Source organism: Pseudomonas sp. NBRC 111124 (genome assembly GCF_001320245.1).
Lineage (GTDB): Bacteria > Pseudomonadota > Gammaproteobacteria > Pseudomonadales > Pseudomonadaceae > Aquipseudomonas.
On the sequence record NZ_BCBA01000042.1, the window covers coordinates 22990 to 46899 of the forward strand.

Below are 23910 nucleotides of genomic sequence, written 5' to 3' on the forward strand. Positions count from 1 at the left end.
GGCTGCGCAGCAGACCCAGATGTTTACATCGCACTGCAAGATCCTGGGGCCGCTTTGCGGCCCTTTCGCGACACAAGGCCGCTCCTACAAGAGCGTGCCGTCGCGAAACGTTGATACCCAGTTTTTTTACTGTCCCGCCCCCGCTGTTTCGTCTTGTCACAAGACGCCCTCATTTCCCAAGGACACACCCATGACCGAACGCCCAGCACTGCGCTCGCAACGCCTCAACCAGGCCACCCACGCTCCGCACAGCGAGCTCGACACCCTGGTCAAATCCCACGCGCCGTTCGACAGCCGCGAAAGCTTCGCCCGCTTCGTCGTCGCCCAATACCTGTTCCAGGCCGAACTGCAGGCCTTGTACAACGACCCGCAACTGATCGCTATTGTCCCCGACCTGGCCGAGCGCTGCCGTGCCGAACAGGCTCGCCTGGACTTGGCTGACCTCAACACCGAAGTCCCGGCCGCCGTACCCGGCGCCCTGCACAATCCGACCCTGGGTGAGGCAATGGGCTGGATCTTCGTCTCGGAAGGCTCCAAACTTGGCGCTGCGTTCCTGATCAAGCGTGCCGTGGCCCTGGAATTGTCCGACAGTTTCGGTGCCCGCCACCTCGGCGAACCGGCCGGTGGCCGTGCCGAAGGCTGGAAGCAGTTCACCCGCATCCTCGATGGCCTGGAGCTGTCGGCCGAGGAGGACGCCGCTGCCGAGCGTGCTGCGGTTGCCGCCTTCGAGCGTTTCACCGAATTGCTCAAGCATGCCTACGCCGCCGACGCCGCGCTGGCCTGAGACGCATCAACCGGCCACCTTTCCGGTGGCCGGACGTTTTTGCAGTGAGACCATGACCCAACCCGCCCGCTCCAAACTGTCCCGCCTGCTGTATGGCATCCTGGCTTACGTGAGCCTGGGGATCGGCCTGGTCGCGATCGTCATCCCCGGCTTGCCGACCACCGAGTTCATCCTGCTGGCCGCCTGGGCCGCCACACGCAGTTCGCCGCGCCTGTCCGCCTGGCTGGAGAACCATCGTCTGTTTGGGCCGATCCTGTTCAACTGGCGCAACGGCAAGGTCATCCAGCGCCGCGCCAAGGTCAGCGCCACCATCAGCATGCTGCTGTGCGCTGCGCTGATGCTGATTTTCCTCGAACACCACTGGCCCGTGTTTCTGGCGATTGCCGGGATGACTCTGGGCAACCTGTGGATCTGGTCGCGCCCGGAGCAGCCCTGCCCCGCGGCATCACAGGCTCAACAGCCCTGAATACAGCAAGTAGGCTGCCAGTGCCGCACCTGCCAGCACTGCTGCGAAGATCAGCTTCTCCCAGGTGGTGAACAGCGTCTGCCCTTGTTCGTGCTTGGCCCGGGCGAACAGGATGACGCCTGGGGCGTACAGCAGCGCCGACAGTAGCAGGTACTTGAGGCCACCGGCGTACAGCAGCCATATCGCATACACCAGCGCCAGCGCCGCCACCAGCAGGTCCTTGCGTCGCAGTGCTGGCTGCCCTTCGTAGCTTTCCCCACGCCAGGCCAACAGCACCGCGTAGGCCGCCGACCACAGGTACGGCACCAGGATCATCGACGATGCCAGGTAGATAAGGCTGGTATAGGTGCCCGCCGAAAACAGCGTAATCAGCAGGAAGCCCTGGATCATGCAGTTGGTCAGCCACAGGGCATTGGCCGGGACGTGGTTGGCGTTTTCCTTGGCCAGGAAACGCGGCATGGTCTTGTCCCGCGCCGTGGCGTACAGAATTTCTGCGCACAGCAGCGCCCACGACAGCAGCGCACCGAGCAGCGAAACGGCCAGGCCGAGGCTGATCAGCAACGCCCCCCAAGGGCCGACGATATGCTCCAGTACCGAGGCCAGCGACGGATTCTGCAACCCGGCCAGTTCCGGCTGAGTCATCACCCCCAGCGACAGCACGTTGACCAGCACCAGCAGCGCCAGCACCCCGAGAAAACCGATCACCGTGGCCTTGCCAACGTCGGAACGGCGCTGCGCCCGCCCGGAATATACGCTGGCGCCCTCGATACCGATGAACACGAATACCGTGACCAGCATCATGTTGCGCACCTGGTCCAGCACATTGCCGAACTGCGGGTTGCTCATGCCCCAGATATCGCGGGTGAAGATATCGGCGCGGAAGGCAAAGGCGGCGATGACGATGAAGATCAGCAAGGGCACCACCTTGGCCACGGTGGTCACCTGGTTGATGAACGCCGCCTCCTTGATGCCACGCAGTACCAGAAAATGCACCGCCCACAGCAGCAACGAGGCGCAGCCAATGGCTATCGGTGTGTTGCCTTCGCCAAACACCGGGAAGTAGAAGCCCAACGTGCTGAACAGCAGCACGAAGTAGCCGACGTTGCCCAGCCAGGCGCTGATCCAGTATCCCCAGGCGGAGGAGAAGCCCATGTAGTCGCCGAAACCGGCCTTGGCATAGGCGTATACCCCCGAATCCAGTTCGGGCTTGCGGTTGGCCAGGGTCTGGAACACGAAGGCCAGTGCCAGCATGCCCACCGCGGTGATCGCCCAGCCGATCAGCACGGCGCCGACATCGGCACGGGCGGCCATGTTCTGCGGCAGCGAGAAGATCCCGCCGCCAATCATCGAGCCGACCACCAGTGCGATCAGTGCTCCCAGACGCAGCTTTTGTCCCGGTTCGCTCATGGGGCTCCTTTTTTTCCGAGCTGTCATGCGTTTGCAACAGATAGGGTCGCCATATAAATGCTGTTACTTATATGGTCAAACCTATTAAACCTATAGCATTAATAACCACAATGTCTATCAGACTGACCCTGTAGAAAATAGCAGCTGCCCAACAACTAGAAAAGAAGCCGATAAAGCTCGAAATTCTTGTGAAAAATTTGCGAAAGCGGCAAAAACGACTAGCTTCAGACATCGCAGGCCAAACGGAGCGTTTGCTCTAGAAGGACATGGAGATGCCAGCGCTAAGGGCCTGCAGTTGAGCAGTCGGCACGCTCCAGGAGTCGAGAGTAGGAAATTTCCTACCTTCGCGTTGCCATGAAACTGATCCAAGTCAGGCCATGGTCCAGGCGGCAGATTTATTCTGTCGTCAACTTTCTCCTGGCAGGAGTTGTTAAATGTCTGATTCATCCGGAAAACTAAAGCTCGGCGCGCTAGTTGCACTTGTGGTTGGTTCGATGATTGGGGGCGGGATCTTCTCGCTGCCGCAAAACATGGCCGCCAGCGCAGGCGTTGGCGCGGTATTGATAGGTTGGGCGATCACCGCCGTGGGCATGCTGACCTTGGCCTTCGTGTTCCAGACACTGGCCAACCGCAAGCCTGACCTGGATGGCGGCGTATACGCCTACGCCAAGGCCGGCTTCGGCGATTACATGGGTTTCTCTTCGGCCTGGGGCTACTGGATCAGTGCCTGGCTGGGCAACGTCGGTTACTTCGTGCTGCTGTTCAGCACACTCGGTTACTTCTTCCCGATCTTCGGAGAAGGCAACACCCCGGCGGCGATTATCGGCGCCTCGGTGCTGCTCTGGGCCGTTCACTTCCTGGTACTGCGTGGCATCAAGGAAGCGGCGTTCATCAACCTGGTCACCACCGTGGCCAAGGTCGTGCCGCTGGTGCTGTTTGCCCTGATCTGCCTGTTCGCCTTCAAGCTCGACGTGTTCACCGCCGACATCTGGGCCGTGGGCACACCCGACCTGGGCAGCGTGATGAACCAGGTGCGCAACATGATGCTGGTTACCGTCTGGGTGTTCATCGGTATCGAGGGCGCGAGCATCTTCTCGTCCCGTGCGGAAAAGCGCTCCGACGTGGGCAAAGCCACGGTCATCGGCTTCATCACCGTGTTGCTGTTCCTGGTGCTGGTCAACGTGCTGTCGCTGGGCATCATGACCCAACCGGAACTGGCCAAGCTGCAGAACCCGTCGATGGCTGCCGTGCTCGAGCACGTGGTCGGCCACTGGGGCGCGGTGCTGATCAGCGTCGGCCTCATCATCTCGCTGCTCGGGGCCCTGCTGTCGTGGGTGCTGCTGTGCGCCGAGATCATGTTCGCCGCCGCCAAGGACCACACCATGCCGGAGTTCCTGCGCCGCGAGAACGCCAACCAGGTGCCGGCCAACGCCCTGTGGCTGACCAACGCCATGGTGCAGATCTTCCTGGTCATCACCCTGTTCTCCAACAGTACCTACCTGTCGCTGATCTACCTCGCCACCTCGATGATCCTGGTGCCTTACCTGTGGTCGGCGGCTTATGCCTTCCTGCTGGCACTGCGCAGCGAAACCTACGAACAGGCCCTGGCCGAGCGGCGCAAGGACCTGATCATCGGCGCCATCGCGCTGATATACGCCATCTGGCTGCTGTATGCCGGCGGCGTGAAATACCTGCTGCTCTCGGCCCTGCTCTATGCCCCTGGCGCGATCCTGTTCGCCAAGGCCAAGCGTGAAATAGGCCAACCGATCTTCACCAACGTGGAAAAACTGATCTTCGCAGCCGTGGTCATCGGCGCCCTGATGGCAGCCTTCGGCCTGTATGACGGCTTCCTGACCCTTTGACCCACGTCTTCGTTCAATTGGAGGAATGAAACCATGTCCGCTGAAAAACAGAAGTACGGTGTCCACTCCGAAGCCGGCAAACTGCGCAAGGTAATGGTTTGTGCACCGGGCCTGGCGCACAAGCGGCTGACGCCTAGCAACTGTGACGAACTGCTGTTCGACGACGTGATCTGGGTCGACCAGGCCAAGCGTGACCATTTCGACTTCGTCACCAAGATGCGTGAACGCGGCGTCGAGGTGCTGGAAATGCACAACCTGCTGACCGACATCGTCCAGCAACCCGAAGCCTTGAAGTGGATCCTCGACCGCAAGATCACCGATGACACTGTCGGTGTGGGCCTGAAAAACGAAGTGCGCAGCTGGCTCGAAGGCCTCGAGCCGCGTCATTTGGCCGAGTACCTGATCGGTGGTGTGGCCGGCCAGGACCTGCCGCAGAGCGAAGGCGCCGATGTGGTCAAGATGTACAACGACTACCTGGGCCACTCCAGCTTTATCCTGCCGCCACTGCCCAACACGCAGTTCACCCGCGACACCACCTGCTGGATCTACGGTGGCGTGACGCTGAACCCGATGTATTGGCCGGCGCGTCGCCAGGAAACCCTGCTGACCACTGCCATCTACAAGTTCCACAAGGAGTTCACCAACGCCGACTTCGAAGTCTGGTACGGCGACCCGGACAAGGAGCACGGCCAGTCCACCCTCGAAGGCGGTGACGTGATGCCGATCGGCAACGGCATCGTGCTGATCGGCATGGGCGAGCGCACCTCACGTCAGGCCATCGGCCAGCTGGCACGCAACCTGTTCGCCAAGGGCGCGGTCAAGGAAGTCATCGTCGCCGGCCTGCCGAAGTCCCGCGCCGCCATGCACCTGGACACTGTGTTCAGCTTCTGCGACCGCGACCTGGTCACGGTCTTCCCGGAAGTCGTGAAAGAGATCATTCCGTTCATCATCCGTCCGGACGAAAGCAAGCCCTACGGCATGGACGTTCGCCGCATCAACAAGTCGTTCATCGAGGTGGTCGGCGAGCAGCTGGGCGTCCAGTTGCGTGTGGTCGAAACCGGCGGCAACAGCTTCGCCGCCGAACGCGAACAGTGGGATGACGGCAACAACGTGGTGGCCATCGAGCCAGGCGTGGTCATTGGCTATGACCGCAACACCTACACCAATACCCTGCTGCGCAAGGCCGGTATCGAGGTCATCACCATCAGCGCCGGCGAGCTGGGCCGGGGCCGTGGCGGCGGCCACTGCATGACCTGCCCGATCGTGCGCGACCCAATCGACTACTAACGCCCATTACCCCCGGCCGCCCTCACAAAGCGGCGGCCGGTGTGTTCACCAAACTCAAGGAGAAATGTCATGGCGTTCAACATTCACAACCGCAACCTGCTCAGCCTCGAACACCACACCACCCGCGAGCTGAAGTACCTGCTGGACCTGTCCCGCGACCTCAAGCGCGCCAAGTACACCGGCACCGAGCAGCAGCACCTGAAGGGCAACAATATCGCCCTGATCTTCGAGAAGACTTCGACCCGCACCCGCTGCGCCTTCGAAGTCGCCGCCTATGATCAGGGCGCCAACGTCACCTACATCGACCCCAACTCCTCGCAAATCGGCCACAAGGAAAGCATGAAGGACACCGCCCGCGTGCTCGGGCGCATGTACGACGCCATCGAGTACCGCGGCTTCAAGCAGGAAATCGTCGAAGAGCTGGCCAAGTTCGCCGGCGTACCGGTGTTCAACGGCCTGACCGATGAATACCACCCGACCCAAATGATCGCCGACGTGCTGACCATGCGTGAGCACAGCGACAAGCCGCTGCACGACATCAGCTACGCCTACCTGGGCGACGCCCGCAACAACATGGGCAACTCGCTGCTGCTGATCGGTGCCAAGCTCGGCATGGACGTGCGCATCGCGGCACCGAAGGCGCTGTGGCCACATGAGGACCTGGTCGAGCGCTGCCACAAGTACGCCGAAGAAAGCGGCGCGCGCATCACCCTGACCGAAGACCCCAAGGCCGCGGTCAAGGGCGTCGACTTCATCCACACCGACGTCTGGGTGTCGATGGGCGAGCCGATCGAAGCCTGGGGCGAGCGCATCAAGCAGCTCAAGCCCTACCAGGTAAACAAGGAGCTGATGAAAGCCAGCGGCAACCCACGGACCAAATTCATGCACTGCCTGCCGGCGTTCCACAACTCCGAGACCAAGGTCGGCAAGCAAATTGCCGAACAGTATCCGGACCTGGCCAACGGCATCGAAGTGACCGATGACGTGTTCGAGTCGCCAGCGTGCATCGCCTTCGAGCAGGCGGAAAACCGCATGCACACCATCAAGGCGATCCTGGTTTCGACCCTGGCTGACCTGTAAGCCGGCCGCGCCGCCCCGGCCCCTGGGGCGGCGCCCTTCCCTCTTCGTTAAAGGACATTCCCCATGCGTATCGTTGTTGCATTGGGCGGCAACGCCCTCCTGCGCCGTGGCGAACCCATGACCGCTGACAACCAGCGCGCCAATATCCGCACGGCCACCGAACAGATCGCCAAAATTCACCCCGGCAACGAACTGGTCATCGCCCACGGTAACGGTCCGCAGGTTGGCCTGCTGGCCCTGCAAGGGCTGTCGTACAAACCCGACGAAGCCTACCCGCTGGACGTGCTGGGTGCCGAGACCGAAGGCATGATCGGCTACATGATCGAACAGGAGCTGGGTAACCTGCTGGACTTCGAAGTGCCGTTCGCCACCCTGCTGACCCAGGTGGAAGTGGACGCCAACGATCCGGCCTTCAAGGACCCGAGCAAGTTCATCGGCCCGGTCTACAGCAAGGAAGAGGCCGAGCGACTGGCCAAGGAAAAAGGCTGGGTGGTCAAGGCCGACGGCGACAAGTACCGCCGCGTGGTCGCCAGCCCGAAACCCAAGCGCATCTTCGAAATCCGTCCGATCAAATGGCTGCTGGAGAAAAGCAGCATCGTGATCTGCGCGGGAGGTGGCGGCATCCCCACCATGTACGATGAGCACAAGAAGCTCAAAGGCATCGAAGCGGTAATCGACAAAGACCTGTGCTCGGCGCTGCTGGCCGAACAGCTGGAAGCCGACCTTCTGGTAATCGCCACGGACGTCGATGGCGCCTACATTGACTGGGGCAAGCCGACACAGAAAGCCATTGCCCAGGCCCACCCCGACGAGCTCGAACGCCTCGGCTTCGCGGCCGGCTCCATGGGGCCGAAGGTGCAGGCAGCCTGCGACTTCGCCCGGCACACCGGCAAAGTGGCGGTGATCAGCTCGCTGGAGAACATCGAGGGCATCGTCAAAGGCACCGCCGGCACCCGCGTGAGCACCGAAAAGCCCGGTATCAGCTACCGTTGATTGCAGTGGGCGGGCTGACGGGGCCCGCCATTTTCACCTTCCGGAGGAGTTTGCCATGGCCCAGTTCCACCCCGGTCATGTACATATCGAGCGCACTGCGCTGACCAAGAACGACCACAGTTACGACCTCAACATTGAGTACGAAGCGTTTTCAGACCCCAAGGAAGGCAGAGGCATCCAGTTCCGCATGCATGGCAGCATCGAGGGCAAGACCGTCGATGACACGTTCTTCCTGGCCAAGGATCAGGTGCTGCCAAGTTTTCTTAGCGTGGCTTCGCGCAAGGCCCAATCCTACCTCGCGCCGCATCAGAAGTTCGAAACGCTGGGTTCGCCGCACAAGCTTTACGACGCCATGTTCGAAGACATTCGACAGAAGCTGGATGTAAAATCGGGCGACCCGATCAAGCCTGAACACCTTGAGTAGTTTCAAGAACCGGGGCTGCTCTGCAGCCTCGGCGGCTTGCATATGACCAGTAAGTCGCTGGACGTCGTGGAGTACCGTCGATAAAAAACCCGTTCTTACCCTTGGGCCGCTCATTGGTAACCCCGTCATGAGGACAATATGCGGTTTTTCAATCACGTCATTGACCAGCGCGCGCCGATGAACACTTCGCCCTCCTCGCCATAGCGCATTAGAAATATTTTGAAATACTTATAGAGACAAGGCTAAATCGTTTTAACAGTAAAAATTCCTACAGATAAGCTCCAACAAATGAACCAATGCCCACAGTATTTACATGCCATTGGAAAAGCCAGTTACCCTTACCCCTCGCTCGTATGAAGCACACACCTCAGGAAGTACGCAGGTTGCCGCTATTTTAACCATCCAGTTACAAAAAAAGACGCACTAAAAAACAAAATTAAAGACCGAGCAAATCAGTCAGTCTTTCAGTAATAAAGTGCTACACAGGTGTATTGACGCATTTTTTAGAGCGGTGCTAGCGTGCGCCCACAAAAAATTTACATACTATGCGTGGGTGCAATGTCGGTCTCAATGGATTGTGGCGACAATGATAATGTTGCCGAGCTTCTAAGTTTTCTTTCGCCTGACCTTCTATCGAAGTCGGACTTTGTACTTTTGGTAGGCTCGTATGCTGAGGGCCTGGCAAATTCAACGTCGGATATCGACCTCTATGCCTATTGTGAAACAGGCTATCAAGGTGTACTGCATAACGCTGGCATGATGAGACAGCGACCTGGGCAGAACGTCGAAGTCTCCGTCATTGACCGTGGCTTTTTTGAGCGTTATCTAAAAAAAGCCAACAGCGAAAACTATGATGGTTTTCCAGCACGCGACATCGAAATCATCCACAAATTACTGAAGGGCAAGGTCCTCTTTGGCCAATCCGCCCACCTGACATTAACAAGCCAGGTTCAAATAGCATCTTTCGACGAAAAAGTCATAACCTACGCCCAAGACTTCTCGATCAGTCATTACGATGACATGATCGGTGCTCACGTAGAACGTGATTATGCCTCAGCAGCGCTGTTTTCTCGTTTCCTGGTAGACAGCGCCGTGGACACTGCCCTGGCCGCAGTGGGCGATACGTATCAGAAGTACAAATGGCGCTTGAAGCGCGCGGCACGCGCGCTACCAGCGGCTGTCCATGATGAATATCTTCAGGTGACTTTCAATGCGACGCTGTCCTCCGACGAAGCCTATGCCAGGCATTGTTTCCAAGCCCTTCGCCTATACAGAAGGCTGCTGTGGGGTGCTTGGTTCGGCCATCACACGCACGCAGAGAACGCTCAGTCGTCAGAACACAAGGCTCCGCAGTTTATGACAGACACCTGGGCCTTACCCTATGTCAGCCATGGCACAAGGCTGATCAAACACCAACTTAAGGTCTATCGCGTAGAGTTACTGGCGCAGTTAATCGTCTGTTTCGCGTTTCAGCCTCGATCTTACGCTGCGATCATCGCCATGGGTGAGAAAAGTGGCCATCAACGCCGCGATGTAATAGCTGCCATGGATAACCTGATGGCGATGGGATTGCTGGCGCAAATAACGCCTGAATCTGATCATTTAGGTAGATCTTCTATCAAGGACGACAGGACGTTTCCAATGAATACTGGCGAGCGTAGTATCATTGCCCCTGCAAAAAAGGGCGATGCGATATCGATCATTCTCAAGTTGGTGGGCGAAGTCTGCAATCTGGACTGCAGCTACTGTTACGAAAAGCGCAAACCTTACGAGGGCGCGCGTACCTTGGACCCTGAGGACCTTCGGCACCTCTTTATCACCATGCCCGAGACGCGATTCGCCATTGAGCTACATGGGGGGCGAACCACTTCTCTATTCCAAGCGCCGCTTCAAGGAAATTGCCGAGCTACTCAAGACCCACTCGGACAAAATCACCCGCGTCACGATGCAGACAAACGGAACGCTGCTCAACAAGGCGTGGCTGTCTTTTCTAACAGAGCATTTCCCTAGCCTGCAACTCGGTATCAGTTGCGATGGCCCCAGTTCCCACGATGCCTTGCGCCAGGATTATCAGAACCGTCCTAGCCTGAAGGATGTCGAGTCCGCGTTTCGCTTGTGTGAAAGCGAGAACATCAATATTGGGGTCATTTGCGTTGTCACGCGCTCGTCACTTGAAAGGGCAGCCGAAACGGCGAAATATTTCGCCGCGTGGTCCTGCATCAAGGCGGTAAAACTGGTGCCGTGCTTTGACTACTCGGGTCACGCCGAACCCGGTACACGACGACGAGAAAAACTTGCGCAGCTCATTTACACTTCGCGTCCCGAAATGTTGCCATGGGCCATCACCGCTGAAGCGTACACCCGCTTCTTAGCGTCCTTTTCAAGTGCTTGGCAGTCCGAGTTCTACCGCCACTATATTTTAGAGCCTGACATTACAATTATTCGGAAGTTCTCCAATGCTTCCGTGAACCACTGCCATTACAGTGCAAAAAAATGTGGCCACGTACTCACCCTCTATCCTGATGGCCAGGTGGGCGCCTGCGATGAATTGTGCAAAAGCGACATTGGGCTCATACCCACCCACAGGTTCAACCTGGAAGGTTTCACAGAGCGTGTAGCCGCATTTTCCAATGACGCCGTCGTCTCCAGGCTTCAGCAGGCGTGCCAAGCCTGTGATTACTACTCCGTGTGTGGCGGCGGCTGTATTGCAACGCGCCGACGCTTGGCGGAGCACGGTCGCGAGGCTGCGTATTGCCAACATCGGATAACCCTTATCAACAATACTTCCGCACTGATCGAGGCCACACCATGCTGAACCTATCGGACAAACGCCACCCCAACAGCATGGATAACATTGCCGATTTCCTGTCACGTTGGCACAGCGCTGACGCCAGCGTCAGCCTGACCAAGGTGTATACCCGATCACCGTCTGGAAGAATCAATTTCCATGGCACCGATGATTGCGCTTACGCGTTCCCATATGCGCGTTTCGATTCACACTTCACCGATGCACTCGAACCCCTTGTACGCCCACTCGTTGAGTGCTTGGTCAACCACAACTTCATCACGTACACAAGTTGCGAAGGGCATGCGATCTCCCCTCATCTCCTTGAGCTTCATGTGGGGGTGATCAACCCTACCGACGTTGGCACAGCACTCATCCAGCACGCCGTCGCACAGTCTAACGACGCATTGAAAATGCGGAACATGAACGCCGAGTTCCAGCTCTATGCCGGTGAGTTGTATTGCGAAACGCACGCCCGCGCAGTGCCCTGTCTTGATCTCTACCTGGAAAAAAACCGAGGCCTGTCCACTGCCCTTTACCTGGCCAGCCGGGAGGCTGCCGTTAGCCTTCTTGTTAAATGCTTGCAGTAATCGCTCATGCCAGAAATGAATCCTGCAAGGCTCTCTGAATGGTACGACGAATGCCGCACAGCATTTGAAGAACTGGCATCCCGAAAACGGCTCACTTCCGTTCCGTATTCGAGCCACTCCTATGGTGAGCGTGTCCTGCCTGTTCATCTTGACCAGGCCACTGATCAGGCCACACGACGTCCACTGACAATGGAACATTTATTCAAGACCTTTACCGAATGGGGATTGAGACTCGAAAACCAAAGGGTACTGGAACTCCATGCCGGCCCCATTGGGGTTGCGCCGTGGGTGGAACGCCATGGGTGCGCTGTCTACCTGGGGCTGGAAATCAATGAATACTTGGCCCACTACGGCAATGAATGTTCGGCCCGAAAGGCGAATTTCACGTGGCGCACGGCGGACAGTTCAAACTATCTGAATACTGAGCAGCCTGAGGCGAATTTCGACATCGTTTTTGCATTGTACGAAGTACTCAATACCTATACAGAGATGGACTGCCATGCGCTTGTACAAGCGCTGGGACAACGATTAAGAAAAGGCGACCGCGTGGTGGGCGACGTGCGAACGTGCCAACAACTGCACGGCGGTTACTCGATCACGCTGCATCGCTCAAGCGATGGTATATGGCTAGATGAAGTGGGTGATCTCGTAGAGAAAGAAATGATCGCACGTCGAACCCGCATGGTTACAACTTCCGGCTCGCTCAATGAAGAGTATAACTGCCTGCGCCTGATCCGCCCCGATCAACTCGACGCCAGCTTTTCCAGTGCGGGGTTCAGGTTGATCAAGTCAGGCTATCCGCTTCAGGCAATAGATACTGATGTCGATGAGTGCCGAGACAACTTCTTTTTCATGTACGAGAAAACCCTATGAGCCTCAAGGAAAAACACAAGGTTGTCATTTACGCAACCTCAGGCGATACATTACTTGTCTTTTATCACTTTGATTATCCAGAAGTCGGGTACCAGGTACCTGCCGGGACCGTAGAGCCCGGAGAGCTTCCTGTTGATGCCGCACGCCGGGAGTTGCTGGAAGAAGCGGGCCTGGATGTGCCTGTGGCACAATTCGCGTTGCTGGGTGAAAACACCCATGACATGCGTCCCTTTAAATCTGAGTTGCACCGGCGCACTTATTTCCACGTCGCGATTGATGATACCGCTGCGAAAACCTGGACTCACTATGAGCTGCACGCCGGCACATCGAACAGTGATAGCCCTACCAAATTTTGTTATGAGTGGGTCAGTACTCAGTACGATGTGAAGCGACTCCTGAGCGTTGGCCAAGGAGCGCTCATTGAGCGTGTCGCCGGTATCGGCATCGGAAAGCGCCCAGCTCAACGCGTCGAGTTCACCAGCCTCAGTAGCGTCTTGAGCGCCTTCCGACAGTCACGCGTGCACGAAGTAAAACAGCTGCTGAAACTGTTACCTGATGGCGTCTGTGACATCGATCATCTCGACGCATTAGACATCACCCACGGTGCCCGTTATGCGGTACTGGAGCAGGCTTTCTATAGCATTACTCAAGCCCTGGAGCACAACAATCGTTCACAGTTGTCGCTAGGCCTTGAGTTGTTAGAGACTATTGGCAAGGTATCGAACGAAGCGCTGCATGTATCCAAACACTGCTCACAGCGCCTGTACGCCTCTGACTTCGAGTCACCTGCCTACCTATCAAAATTTGATGATTCTGACTCGGCGGGCGAAGATAAACAAAAGAAAATTCTGCTGGCAATGAATCGCTGCATGGCACTTGGCTTTGCCGAAACACTGGAAAAACAAGTTGGCAACGTGTGCGTCCTCCAGGAAAAAGACTTGCTTAGTGCGACTGACAGTTACACTTTGTCTGGGCTCCCGGGCACCGTCTATTGTGACTATATAGACAATGTCTACCGGCTCGCGGAAATAATTTTACACGAAGCGACGCACAACTGGCTGAACGAATTGCTACGCGCGCAGGGCGTCAAACTTGACCCCGACGTATTGTTCTATTCGCCATGGCGAAAGAAAGCGCGGCCTGCCGTAGGTATCCTCCATGCGGCATTGGTATTTTCGCGCCTGGTCTGCTTCTTCAATGAAATCCTTGGCCAACCTGACCTCTCGGAATACGAACGTGTCTACTTCACGCGAAAAAGGGACGCTGAAAGACACGTCATCATCGAGCACCTTGAAATGCTCGCCGAGGTGCTCACAACGCTTGACCGAGCACCTGCGGTAAAGTGCATTATCGCCGAGGAAGTAAACAGGGCTGTCAACCTGCACTAAAACTGCATAAGCAAGGGAACCGGAAGATGGACTTTCAAATTGCTTCACCTATCTACAGTATCTTCCCCAGATCTGCACTAATACCTCGGAAACCTGCGGAAGACGTTGGCAACAAAATGATTGATGGCCGCACCATCCATTTCCACTTTCAGTATGTGTACCCTGAGCTTGTTGAAGAAGCTCGCCGACACGGCATTGATCTAGCCGGCAAGCCCTGCCGCATCCGAATCGCTCATGGTCATTGCCTGGCGCAATAGCAACGGCTGCTGCTCTTGCCAGCGGCTGGTCAAGGGCCAGGAACGCACCCGCCCGGTCACCGGATGCGCCACCGCGCTTGGGCCGGCCCCTCAACTCAAGGCATACTGGCGCCCTCCGTCGCTACTGTTCAAACCCCATGCGCATCCACGTCAGCTTCATCGACCGCGTCGGCATCACCCAGGAAGTCCTCGCCCTGCTCGGTGCTCGCAACCTCAACCTGGACGCTGTGGAAATGGTCCCGCCGAACGTCTACATCGACGCCCCGACCCTCAGCCCGGCAGTGCTCGAAGAGCTCCACGACGCGCTGTTCGAAGTCCATGGCGTGCAGTCGGTGGACGTGGTCGACATCCTTCCCGGCCAGCGCCGCCACCTGCAGCTCGACGCCCTGCTCGCGGCCATGAGCGACCCGGTGCTGGCGGTCGACAGCGCCGGCAAGGTGCTGCTGGCCAACCCGGCGCTGATCGCCCTGTGCGGCCGTGAATCCGCCGGGCGCTCGGTGGGCGAACTGTTCGACGATGCCGACCTGCTGCAGGCTTTGCTGGACAACAATTTCCACCTGCCGATGCGCGAGATGCAGCTCAATGGCCAAAGCCTGCTGCTGGACGCCTCGCCGATCACCAATGCCGGCGGCCTGCTGACGCTGTATGCGCCCAACCGCATGGGCGAGCGCCTGTCGGCCCTGCACCACGACCACGCCGAAGGCTTCGATGCGCTGCTCGGTGAATCACCGGCAATCCGTACCCTCAAGGCCCGCGCCCTGCGCGTGGCGGCGCTCGACGCGCCACTGCTGGTGCACGGCGAAACCGGCACCGGCAAGGAACTGGTGGCCCGCGCCTGCCATGCCATCAGCAGCCGCCACTCCGCGCCATTCCTCGCCCTCAACTGCGCCGCGCTGCCCGAGAGCCTGGCCGAGAGCGAGCTGTTCGGCTACGCCCCCGGTGCCTTCACCGGCGCCCAGCGCGGCGGCAAGCCGGGGCTCATGGAGCTGGCCAACCAGGGCACGGTGTTTCTCGACGAGATCGGCGAAATGTCGCCGTACCTGCAGGCCAAGCTGCTGCGTTTTCTCAGCGATGGCAGCTTCCGCCGGGTAGGTGGCGACCGCGAGGTGAAGGTGGATGTGCGCATCATCAGCGCCACCCACCGCGACCTGGAACGCATGGTCGCCGAAGGCACCTTCCGTGAAGACCTGTTCTACAGGCTGAATGTGCTCAACCTGCAGGTACCGCCGCTGCGCGACCGTGGCCAGGACATCCTGATGCTGGCGCACTATTTCATGCAGCAGGCCTGCACACAGATCCAGCGCTCACCTTGCCGCCTCACCCCGGCCACCCATGCGGCGCTGCTGGCCAACCCTTGGCCAGGTAACGTACGTCAGCTGCAGAACGTGATTTTCCGCGCTGCGGCGATCTGCGAGAGCAATCTGGTGGATATCGGAGACCTGGACATCGCCGGGACTTCGGTGGCGCGTGGGCAGGACGGCGACGTGGCGAGCCTGGAACAGGCGGTGGGGGACTTCGAGCGTGAATTGCTGCAGCGGCTTTATGCCAGTTATCCGTCGACCCGGCAGTTGGCGGGGCGGCTGCAGACATCGCATACCGCGATTGCTCAACGTTTGCGCAAATATGGTATTCCGAGCAAAAGTTAGAACTTAACGCTCTCTAACTTCAGATTGATCCTACGGGCTCAGCCAATACTTCAACAAGCACTGCTGCGAAAATGGCGCCCTTCTTTGTTGATGAAGAGAGAGCGCCTCTCATGCTGGAACTCGACTTCTATGGCACGCTGGTCGCCGCTTCCCTGGTCCTGTTGTTGGGCCACGGACTGGTGGCTCGTGTCACCGTCCTGCGAACCTACAACATCCCTGAGCCTGTCGCGGGTGGGTTGGTCGTTGCCCTGATCTTGCTGGCATTACGCAGTTTCGACCTGAAAGTGCAGTTCGATACTTCATTGCAAGCCCCGTTGATGCTGGCATTCTTCGCCACCATCGGCCTGAACGCAGACTTCGCCAGTTTGAAAAAAGGCGGGCGTGTGGTCGGCATCTTTCTGGTCGTGGTGACCGGATTGCTGCTGGTACAAAACGCCATGGGCATCGGCCTGGCCACGGCATTGGGGCTGGACCCGTTGATGGGCCTGCTGACCGGCTCCATCACGCTGTCCGGCGGCCACGGCACGGGCGCGGCCTGGAGCAGTACCTTCAGCGAAAAATATGGCCTGGCGTCAGCCTCGGAACTGGCACTGGCGTCCGCCACCTTTGGCCTGGTGCTGGGCGGCCTGATCGGCGGCCCGGTCGCCCGCCTGCTGATCAAACGCGTGCAGGTCCCCGGCGTGGAGCACGCAGTGCCACACATGCCCAAAGGGTTTGAAGAACCCGAGAAAGAGCGCCTGATCACGCCATTTTCGTTCATCGAGACCCTGGCGCTGATTTCGGTCAGCCTGCTCGGTGGCACCCTGTTGAATGGCCAGTTGCTCGGTACGGCGTTCGAGCTGCCGACCTTCGTCTGCGTGCTGTTCGTGGGCGTGCTGTTACGCAACGGGCTTTCGGCGCTGGGGCTCTATCAAGTATTCGAACGGGAAGTTTCCGTGCTGGGCAATGTCAGCCTGTCGCTGTTCCTGGCCATCGCACTCATGTCCCTGAAGTTGTGGGATCTGGCAGCACTGGCCCTGCCCTTCCTGATCATTCTGGCGGCGCAAACCCTGCTCATGGCGCTGTTCGCGATCTTCATCACCTTCCGGGTCATGGGCAGCAACTACGATGCCGCGGTACTCGCAGCCGGGCATTGCGGGTTTGGCCTGGGCGCCACGCCGACCGCCATCGCCAACATGCAGGCCGTGACCCACCGTTTCGGGCCTTCGCAACTGGCGTTTCTGGTAGTGCCGATGGTGGGGGCGTTCTTTATCGACATCATTAATGTCGTGGTGATCAAGCTGTATCTGGCGTTGCCGTTTTTTGTCGCCAGCTGATCAACCCAGGGCCAACTTCGAAACTCGGGGTGCTTTGAAATGACGCCACTCATGTAGTGGTTCAAATCGCGAAAGTCCTGAACGCTCCAGGCAAACGGCGGCATCTTCACGCCATTCTCGCGTAGCGTCCTGGGTATCAGATCACCATTGGGACGCAGGATGACCGACGAAACGATGACACCCGGGTAATCGTTGAGTCTTTGCCTGAAAGCGGAAGTTGTGAGGTCTGGCGTGGGCGGATTACTTTTGTTGGCCAGCGGCCCGGTGCCCTTGAGATTGGCACCATGGCAAACGGCACAGCGAGCCTGATAAATCTTCTTGCCGTTCGCATCATCGGCTATGCAAGGCGCTGCCAGGCCGAAGGCCAGCAACCCAGTAAAGGCGGTGGTTTTAATGGCTGCGGTTCGAAACATGCTAATCCCTTGAGCATTTATCACTGTTGATCCGAAGCACTATCAATGAGCGTTTGCGAAGCTGTCAACGCCGTGGCCATTCGCTTTGTATTGATTTAAATACACCGTATCGATATCAATACACGCCCTTTTCAGCGCAGCAAACCAAGGGTTTGATCCGCAAACCCTTTTCTATGCCCCAGCCGTTGTAGCGTTTTCATTACAAATCAATGACGAGCCTGCCAAGGCAATAGCACAAGTCACTGATTTAATTGAATTTATTTTGATTGGCCGCATTATTGCTAAGGATTCCTCAACCCAAGAGCGCGGACGCACCGCGCCCAACGCCCTGCTTCCCGAGGATTCCCCATGAGCGAGTTGCGTTTCACTGAAGATCACGAATGGCTGCGCGTCGAAGCTGACGGTAGCGTCACCGTGGGCATCACCGCCTACGCCCAGAACGCCCTTGGCGATGTGGTTTTCGTGCAACTGCCTGAACTGCAGCAGTATGAAAAAGGCAGCGAAGCCTCCACCGTCGAATCGGTCAAAGCCGCCAGCGGCGTGTACATGCCCCTGACCGGCGAAGTAGTCGCAGTCAACGAAGGCCTCAACGACAGCCCCGAGCGGGTCAACGAAGACCCGCTGGGCGAAGGCTGGTTCTTCCGTTTCAAGCCTGCCGACATGGCCGAAGTCCACGCCCTGCTCGACCAGGACGCCTACGACCGCCTGATCAAAGCCAACGACGACGCCTGAGGAATCCGACCATGACCATCAACCTCGGCACCGCCAACGAATTCATCGCCCGTCACATCGGCCCACGCGCCGCCGACGAGCAGGCCATGCTCGCCACCCTGGGCTTCGACTCACTGAACGCCATGAGCGCCGCCGTCATCCCCGACAGCATCAAAGGCACCAGCGTGCTGGGCTCGGAAGACGGCCAGAGCGAGGCCGATGCCCTCGCAGCGCTGAAAGCCATCGCCGGCAAGAACGCACTGTTCAAGAGCTTCATCGGCCAGGGCTACTACAACACCCACACCCCGGCGCCAATCCTGCGCAACCTGCTGGAAAACCCGGCCTGGTACACCGCGTACACCCCGTACCAGCCAGAAATTTCCCAGGGCCGCCTGGAAGCGCTGCTGAACTTCCAGACCTTGATCAGCGACCTCACCGGCCTGCCGATCGCCAACGCATCCTTGCTCGACGAAGCCACTGCCGCAGCCGAAGCCATGACCTTCTGCAAGCGCCTTTCGAAGAACAAGGCCAGCCACGCCTTCTTTGCCTCCGTGCACTGCCACCCGCAGACCCTCGACGTGCTGCGCACCCGCGCCGAACCACTGGGCATCGAGATCGTGGTTGGCGACGAGCGTGAACTGAGCGATGTCAGCGCCTTCTTCGGCGCCCTGCTGCAGTACCCGGCCAGCAACGGCGAAGTGTTCGACTACCGTGAAATCGTCGAGCGCTTCCACGCCGCCAACGCCTTGGTTGCCGTTGCCGCCGATCTGCTCGCCCTGACCCTGCTGACCCCGCCGGGCGAGTTCGACGCCGATGTAGCCATCGGCAGCGCCCAGCGCTTTGGCGTGCCACTGGGCTTCGGTGGCCCGCACGCGGCCTACTTCGCTACCCGCGATGCCTTCAAGCGCGACATGCCGGGCCGCCTGGTCGGCGTATCGATCGACCGTTTCGGCAAGACCGCCCTGCGCCTGGCCATGCAGACCCGCGAGCAGCACATCCGCCGCGAGAAGGCTACCAGCAACATCTGCACCGCGCAGGTGCTGCTGGCCAACATCGCCAGCATGTTCGCCGTGTACCACGGCCCGGCCGGCCTCAAGCGCATTGCCGAACGCACCCATGCGCTGACCGCGATTCTGGCTGCCGGCCTGAAAACCCTGGGTCTGGAAGTGGTCGGTGAAACCGCCTTCGACACCCTGACCCTGGCCACCGGCAACACCACCGCCAGCCTGCATGACAAAGCCCGCGCCCAGCGTATCAACCTGCGCCAGATCGACGCCGCTCACCTGGGCCTGTCGCTCGACGAAACCAGCACTCAGGCTGACGTCGAAGCCCTCTGGCAGCTGTTTGGCGCTGACCAGGTTCAACCCGATTTCGCCGCCCTGGCCGCCAGCACCGGCTCGCGCCTGCCGGCCGCCTTGCTGCGCCAGTCGGCCATCCTCGAGCACCCGGTGTTCAACCGCTACCACAGCGAAACCGAGCTGATGCGCTACCTGCGCCGCCTGGCCGACAAGGACCTGGCGCTGGACCGGAGCATGATCCCGCTGGGCTCGTGCACCATGAAACTCAACGCTGCCAGCGAAATGATCCCGGTGACCTGGGCCGAGTTCGGCAACCTGCACCCGTTCGCCCCGGCCGAGCAGAGCCAGGGCTACCTGCAGATGACCACCGAGCTGGAAGCCATGCTCTGCGCCGCCACCGGCTACGACGCCGTGTCGCTGCAACCCAACGCCGGTTCCCAGGGCGAGTACGCGGGCCTCTTGGCCATCCGTGCCTACCACCGCAGCCGTGGCGAAGGCCACCGCGACATCTGCCTGATCCCCTCTTCGGCCCACGGCACCAACCCGGCCACCGCGCACATGGCCGGCATGCGTGTGGTGGTCACTGCCTGTGATGCCCGCGGTAACGTCGATGTCGAGGACCTGCGCGCCAAGGCCATCGAACACCGCGAACGGCTGGCGGCGATCATGATCACCTACCCGTCGACCCACGGCGTGTTCGAGGAAGCGATCGGCGAAATCTGCGCGATCATCCACGACAACGGCGGCCAGGTGTACATCGATGGCGCCAACATGAACGCCATGGTCGGCCTGTGTGCCCCGGGCAAGTTCGGTGGCGACGTGTCGCACCTGAACCTGCACAAGACCTTCTGCATCCCCCACGGTGGTGGCGGCCCGGGCGTCGGCCCGATCGGCGTCAAGTCGCACCTGGCGCCGTTCCTGCCAGGCCACGCTGCGCTTGAGAACACCGAAGGCGCGGTGTGCGCCGCGCCGTTCGGCAGCGCCAGCATCCTGCCAATCACCTGGATGTACATTCGCATGATGGGCGGTGCCGGCCTCAAGCGTGCTTCGCAGATGGCGATCCTCAACGCCAACTACATCGCCCGCCGCCTTGAAGAGCACTATCCTGTTCTTTACACCGGCGGCAATGGCCTGGTCGCCCACGAATGCATCCTCGACCTGCGCCCACTCAAGGACACCAGCGGCATCAGTGTCGATGACGTGGCCAAGCGCCTGATCGATTTCGGTTTCCATGCGCCAACCATGTCGTTCCCGGTGGCTGGCACGCTGATGATCGAACCGACCGAAAGCGAGTCCAAGGAAGAACTGGACCGCTTCTGCGACGCGATGATCCAGATCCGCGAAGAGATTCGCGCGGTGGAAAACGGCAGCTTGGACAAGGACGACAACCCGCTGAAGAACGCCCCGCACACTGCGGCCGAGCTGGTTGGCGAATGGGCCCATGGCTACAGCCGCGAGCAGGCGGTGTACCCGCTGCCGAGCCTGGTGGAAAGCAAGTACTGGCCGCCGGTCGGCCGGGTCGACAACGTGTTTGGCGACCGTAACCTGGTCTGCGCCTGCCCGTCGATCGAGAGCTATCAGGACGCCTGATAGCCCTCGGCCCCGCTACCTGACTTGAGGTGTGGGCCTTTGTGGGAGCGGGCGTGCCCGCGAATGCGACGTTGGCTTCAGCGCCGCATTCGCGGGCACGCCCGCTCCCACAGGGTTCACCGTCCGCCCAACGAATCTGGCAGGAGGTTCCCATGTCACTGAGCGTCTTCGACCTGTTCAAGATCGGCATCGGCCCCTCCAGTTCCCACACGGTCGGCCCGATGCGCGCCGCCGCGCGCTTCGCCGAAGGGCTGCGCCGCGATGGCCTGCTGGCCAGCACCGTTTGCGTCAAAGCCGAGCTGTATGGCTCGCTCGGCGCCACCGGCAAAGGCCACGGCAGTGACAAGGCGGTATTGCTCGGCCTGGAAGGCGAGCACCCCGATACCGTCGACACCGAAACCATCCCCGCCCGCCTGCAGGCCATCCGCGCCAGCGGCCAGCTCAGCCTGCTCGGTCAGCAGACCATCGCCTTCGTTGAGAAGCAGCACCTGGCAATGATGCGCAAGCCACTGGCTTATCACCCCAACGGCATGATCTTTCGCGCCTTCGATGCAGCAGGACTGCAAATCCGCAGCCGCGAGTACTACTCGGTGGGTGGCGGTTTCGTGGTGGACGAGGACGCCGCCGGCCAGGACCGCATCGTCGAGGACAGCACCGTGCTGGCCTACCCGTTCAAGACCGCCAAGGCGTTGCTCGGCCACTGCACCACCCAGCACCTGTCGATCAGCCAGGTGATGCTGGCCAACGAGGCGGCCTGGCGGCCGGAGGCAGAAACACGCAGCGGCCTGCTGCGCATCTGGCAGGTGATGCAAGATTGCGTCGAAGCCGGTTGCCGGCACGAAGGCATCCTGCCCGGCGGGCTCAAGGTCAAGCGCCGCGCCCCCGCGCTGTATCGCCAGCTCAGCCGCCATCCGGAGGCCAGCCTGCGTGACGCGTTGTCGGTGCTCGACTGGGTCAACCTCTACGCCCTGGCGGTCAACGAGGAAAACGCCTACGGCGGACGCGTGGTCACCGCGCCCACCAACGGCGCGGCGGGCATCGTCCCGGCGGTGTTGCACTACTACATGCGCTTCGTCCCGGGTGCCAGCGAAGACGGGGTGGTGCGCTTCCTGCTCACCGCTGCTGCCATCGGCATCCTGTACAAGGAAAACGCCTCGATTTCCGGGGCCGAGGTCGGCTGCCAGGGCGAGGTCGGCGTGGCCTGCTCGATGGCCGCTGGAGCCCTTTGCGAAGTGATGGGCGGCACCCCGCAGCAAGTGGAAAACGCCGCTGAAATCGGCATGGAGCACAACCTCGGCCTGACCTGCGACCCGATCGGCGGGCTGGTTCAGGTGCCCTGCATCGAGCGCAACGCCATGGGCTCGGTGAAAGCCATCAATGCCGTGCGCATGGCCCTGCGCGGTGACGGGCAGCACTTCGTGTCGCTCGACAAGGTGATCCGCACCATGCGCCAGACCGGCGCCGACATGAAAAGCAAATACAAGGAGACCGCCCGCGGCGGTCTGGCCGTCAACATCATCGAATGTTGACCCGACAAAAAACCAAGGAGTCATCGATGTCCGAAACACTGCAAAAGACCCCACTGCACGCCCTGCACCTGGAACTGGGCGCGCGCATGGTGCCGTTCGCCGGCTTCGACATGCCGGTGCAGTACCCGCTGGGCGTGCTCAAGGAACACCTGCACACCCGCGAGCAGGCCGGCTTGTTCGACGTCTCGCACATGGGCCAGATCGTCCTGCGTGGCGCCGATGCGGCCAAGGCGCTGGAGACGCTGGTGCCGGTGGACATCATCGACCTGCCAGTGGGCATGCAGCGCTATGCCATGTTCACCAACGCGCAAGGTGGCATCCTCGACGACCTGATGGTTGCCAATCTCGGTGACGACACCCTGTTCCTGGTGGTCAACGCTGCGTGCAAGGAGCAGGACCTGGCCCACCTGCAGCAACACATCAGCAGCCGTTGTGAAGTGCAGCCACTGTTCGAGCAACGCGCCCTGCTCGCCCTGCAAGGCCCGGCGGCGGTCAAGGTGCTGGAGCGCTTGGCCCCGGAAGTGGCCAGCATGACCTTCATGCAGTTCCGCCCGGTGAAGCTGCTGGGTGAAGACTGTTTCGTCAGCCGTTCGGGCTACACCGGTGAAGATGGCTACGAGATTTCGGTTCCGGTCAACGCTGCCGAGGCCCTGGCCCGCCGCCTGCTGGCCGAACCCGAAGTCCAGCCTATCGGCCTGGGTGCGCGCGACTCGCTGCGTCTGGAAGCCGGTCTGTGCCTGTACGGCCATGACATGGACACCGCAACTACCCCGGTCGAAGCCAGCCTGCTGTGGGCAATTTCCAAAGTACGCCGTGCCGACGGCGAGCGTGCCGCCGGCTTCCCTGGTGCCGATGCGATATTTGCTCATCAGCGCGATGGTGTGACACGTAAACGTGTGGGTCTGCTGCCGCAGGAACGTACGCCCGTACGCGAGGGCGCGGATATTGTTGATGCGTTCGATAAAACGGTAGGCAAAGTGTGCAGTGGCGGTTTTGGTCCGACACTCGGTGCCCCTGTTGCAATGGGCTATGTCGATATCGAACACAGCGCACTCGACACCGCACTGTTTGCCTTGGTGCGCGGTAAGAAGGTGGCTTTGAAAGTCAGCAAAATGCCTTTCGTTGCACAGCGTTACTATCGGGGTTGAAGGTTCGGTCTGAGGTGTGCGGGCAGGGGGTAGATATTCGATTTCGAACCTGCCCAATAACTT

The 23910-nt window shown here is 59.8% G+C and carries 19 protein-coding genes and 2 pseudogenes; 18 read left to right on the top strand and 3 right to left on the bottom strand.

The window, feature by feature from the left end; genetic code table 11:
- The first annotated feature begins 190 nt into the window (after positions 1-190).
- Together APH28_RS16735 and APH28_RS16740 are read left to right on the top strand one after the other, a co-directional pair.
- Entirely contained in the window at positions 191-784 is a 594-nt protein-coding gene (locus tag APH28_RS16735) for a biliverdin-producing heme oxygenase (RefSeq protein WP_060511211.1), read from the top strand.
- Between the two features lie 52 nt (positions 785-836).
- On the top strand, positions 837-1250 hold the full coding sequence (locus APH28_RS16740; RefSeq protein ID WP_060511213.1) for a YbaN family protein: 414 nt from the start codon (positions 837-839) through the stop codon (positions 1248-1250).
- Here the strand turns inward: APH28_RS16740 and arcD (APH28_RS16745) are convergent.
- Positions 1230-2657, bottom strand: a complete 1428-nt coding sequence (gene arcD / locus APH28_RS16745; RefSeq protein WP_060511215.1) for an arginine-ornithine antiporter — start codon at positions 2655-2657, stop codon at positions 1230-1232. The two genes, APH28_RS16740 and arcD (APH28_RS16745), sit on opposite strands and share 21 nt — an antisense overlap.
- 434 nt (positions 2658-3091) lie before the next feature.
- On the opposite strand from arcD (APH28_RS16745), the gene arcD (APH28_RS16750) reads away from it, so the two are divergent.
- The 10 genes from arcD (APH28_RS16750) (at position 3092) to APH28_RS16795 (ending at position 13939) form a co-directional block, all read left to right on the top strand.
- On the top strand, positions 3092-4519 hold the full coding sequence (gene arcD / locus APH28_RS16750; protein ID WP_060511217.1) for an arginine-ornithine antiporter: 1428 nt from the start codon (positions 3092-3094) through the stop codon (positions 4517-4519).
- 33 nt (positions 4520-4552) lie between these two features.
- Complete coding sequence (gene arcA, locus APH28_RS16755; protein WP_060511218.1) at positions 4553-5806, top strand: arginine deiminase; 1254 nt, start codon at positions 4553-4555, stop codon at positions 5804-5806.
- 69 nt (positions 5807-5875) lie between these two features.
- A complete protein-coding gene (locus APH28_RS16760; protein WP_060511220.1) occupies positions 5876-6886 on the top strand; it encodes an ornithine carbamoyltransferase in 1011 nt (336 codons plus the stop codon).
- Positions 6887-6949: 63 nt separating this feature from the next.
- Positions 6950-7879: a carbamate kinase gene (gene arcC / locus APH28_RS16765; RefSeq protein WP_060511223.1), complete on the top strand. Its 930-nt coding sequence runs from the start codon at positions 6950-6952 to the stop codon at positions 7877-7879.
- Between the two features lie 55 nt (positions 7880-7934).
- The gene (locus APH28_RS16770) at positions 7935-8303 is read left to right on the top strand and encodes a DUF5064 family protein (protein WP_060511225.1); all 369 of its coding nucleotides are present in this window, start codon (positions 7935-7937) and stop codon (positions 8301-8303) included.
- A gap of 570 nt (positions 8304-8873) precedes the next feature.
- Positions 8874-10313, top strand: a complete 1440-nt coding sequence (locus APH28_RS28870) for a nucleotidyltransferase domain-containing protein (protein WP_177334271.1) — start codon at positions 8874-8876, stop codon at positions 10311-10313.
- Positions 10249-11118 carry a radical SAM protein gene (locus APH28_RS16780; RefSeq protein ID WP_177334272.1) on the top strand — a complete coding sequence of 290 codons (870 nt, stop codon included), beginning with the start codon at positions 10249-10251 and terminating at the stop codon, positions 11116-11118. The genes APH28_RS28870 and APH28_RS16780 overlap by 65 nt, the downstream gene beginning before the upstream one ends.
- A complete protein-coding gene (locus tag APH28_RS16785) occupies positions 11112-11678 on the top strand; it encodes a hypothetical protein (protein WP_060511231.1) in 567 nt (188 codons plus the stop codon). The genes APH28_RS16780 and APH28_RS16785 overlap by 7 nt, the downstream gene beginning before the upstream one ends.
- A gap of 6 nt (positions 11679-11684) precedes the next feature.
- Positions 11685-12551, top strand: coding sequence for a class I SAM-dependent methyltransferase (locus APH28_RS16790; protein WP_156340904.1), 867 nt, complete (start codon positions 11685-11687; stop codon positions 12549-12551).
- Entirely contained in the window at positions 12548-13939 is a 1392-nt protein-coding gene (locus APH28_RS16795; RefSeq protein WP_060511236.1) for an HEXXH motif-containing putative peptide modification protein, read from the top strand. The genes APH28_RS16790 and APH28_RS16795 overlap by 4 nt, the downstream gene beginning before the upstream one ends.
- A gap of 215 nt (positions 13940-14154) precedes the next feature.
- Here the strand turns inward: APH28_RS16795 and APH28_RS29185 are convergent.
- A pseudogene (locus APH28_RS29185) lies at positions 14155-14268 on the bottom strand (LysR family transcriptional regulator); the annotation flags it as partial.
- Between the two features lie 65 nt (positions 14269-14333).
- On the opposite strand from APH28_RS29185, the gene APH28_RS16800 reads away from it, so the two are divergent.
- Positions 14334-15842 carry a sigma-54-dependent transcriptional regulator gene (locus APH28_RS16800; protein ID WP_060511238.1) on the top strand — a complete coding sequence of 503 codons (1509 nt, stop codon included), beginning with the start codon at positions 14334-14336 and terminating at the stop codon, positions 15840-15842.
- A 110-nt stretch (positions 15843-15952) separates the two neighbouring features.
- The gene (gene gltS, locus APH28_RS16805; protein ID WP_060511240.1) at positions 15953-17158 is read left to right on the top strand and encodes a sodium/glutamate symporter; all 1206 of its coding nucleotides are present in this window, start codon (positions 15953-15955) and stop codon (positions 17156-17158) included.
- Between the two features lie 32 nt (positions 17159-17190).
- Here gltS and APH28_RS28165 read toward each other — a convergent pair.
- Positions 17191-17571, bottom strand: a pseudogene (locus tag APH28_RS28165) (cytochrome c); the annotation flags it as partial.
- A 348-nt stretch (positions 17572-17919) separates the two neighbouring features.
- On the opposite strand from APH28_RS28165, the gene gcvH reads away from it, so the two are divergent.
- The 4 genes from gcvH (at position 17920) to gcvT (ending at position 23847) form a co-directional block, all read left to right on the top strand.
- Positions 17920-18303, top strand: coding sequence for a glycine cleavage system protein GcvH (gene gcvH / locus APH28_RS16810; protein WP_060511243.1), 384 nt, complete (start codon positions 17920-17922; stop codon positions 18301-18303).
- A gap of 11 nt (positions 18304-18314) precedes the next feature.
- Entirely contained in the window at positions 18315-21170 is a 2856-nt protein-coding gene (gene gcvP, locus APH28_RS16815; RefSeq protein WP_060511245.1) for an aminomethyl-transferring glycine dehydrogenase, read from the top strand.
- A gap of 152 nt (positions 21171-21322) precedes the next feature.
- Entirely contained in the window at positions 21323-22699 is a 1377-nt protein-coding gene (locus APH28_RS16820) for an L-serine ammonia-lyase (protein ID WP_060511246.1), read from the top strand.
- 26 nt (positions 22700-22725) lie between these two features.
- The gene (gene gcvT, locus APH28_RS16825) at positions 22726-23847 is read left to right on the top strand and encodes a glycine cleavage system aminomethyltransferase GcvT (RefSeq protein ID WP_060511248.1); all 1122 of its coding nucleotides are present in this window, start codon (positions 22726-22728) and stop codon (positions 23845-23847) included.
- Positions 23848-23910 lie beyond the last annotated feature (63 nt).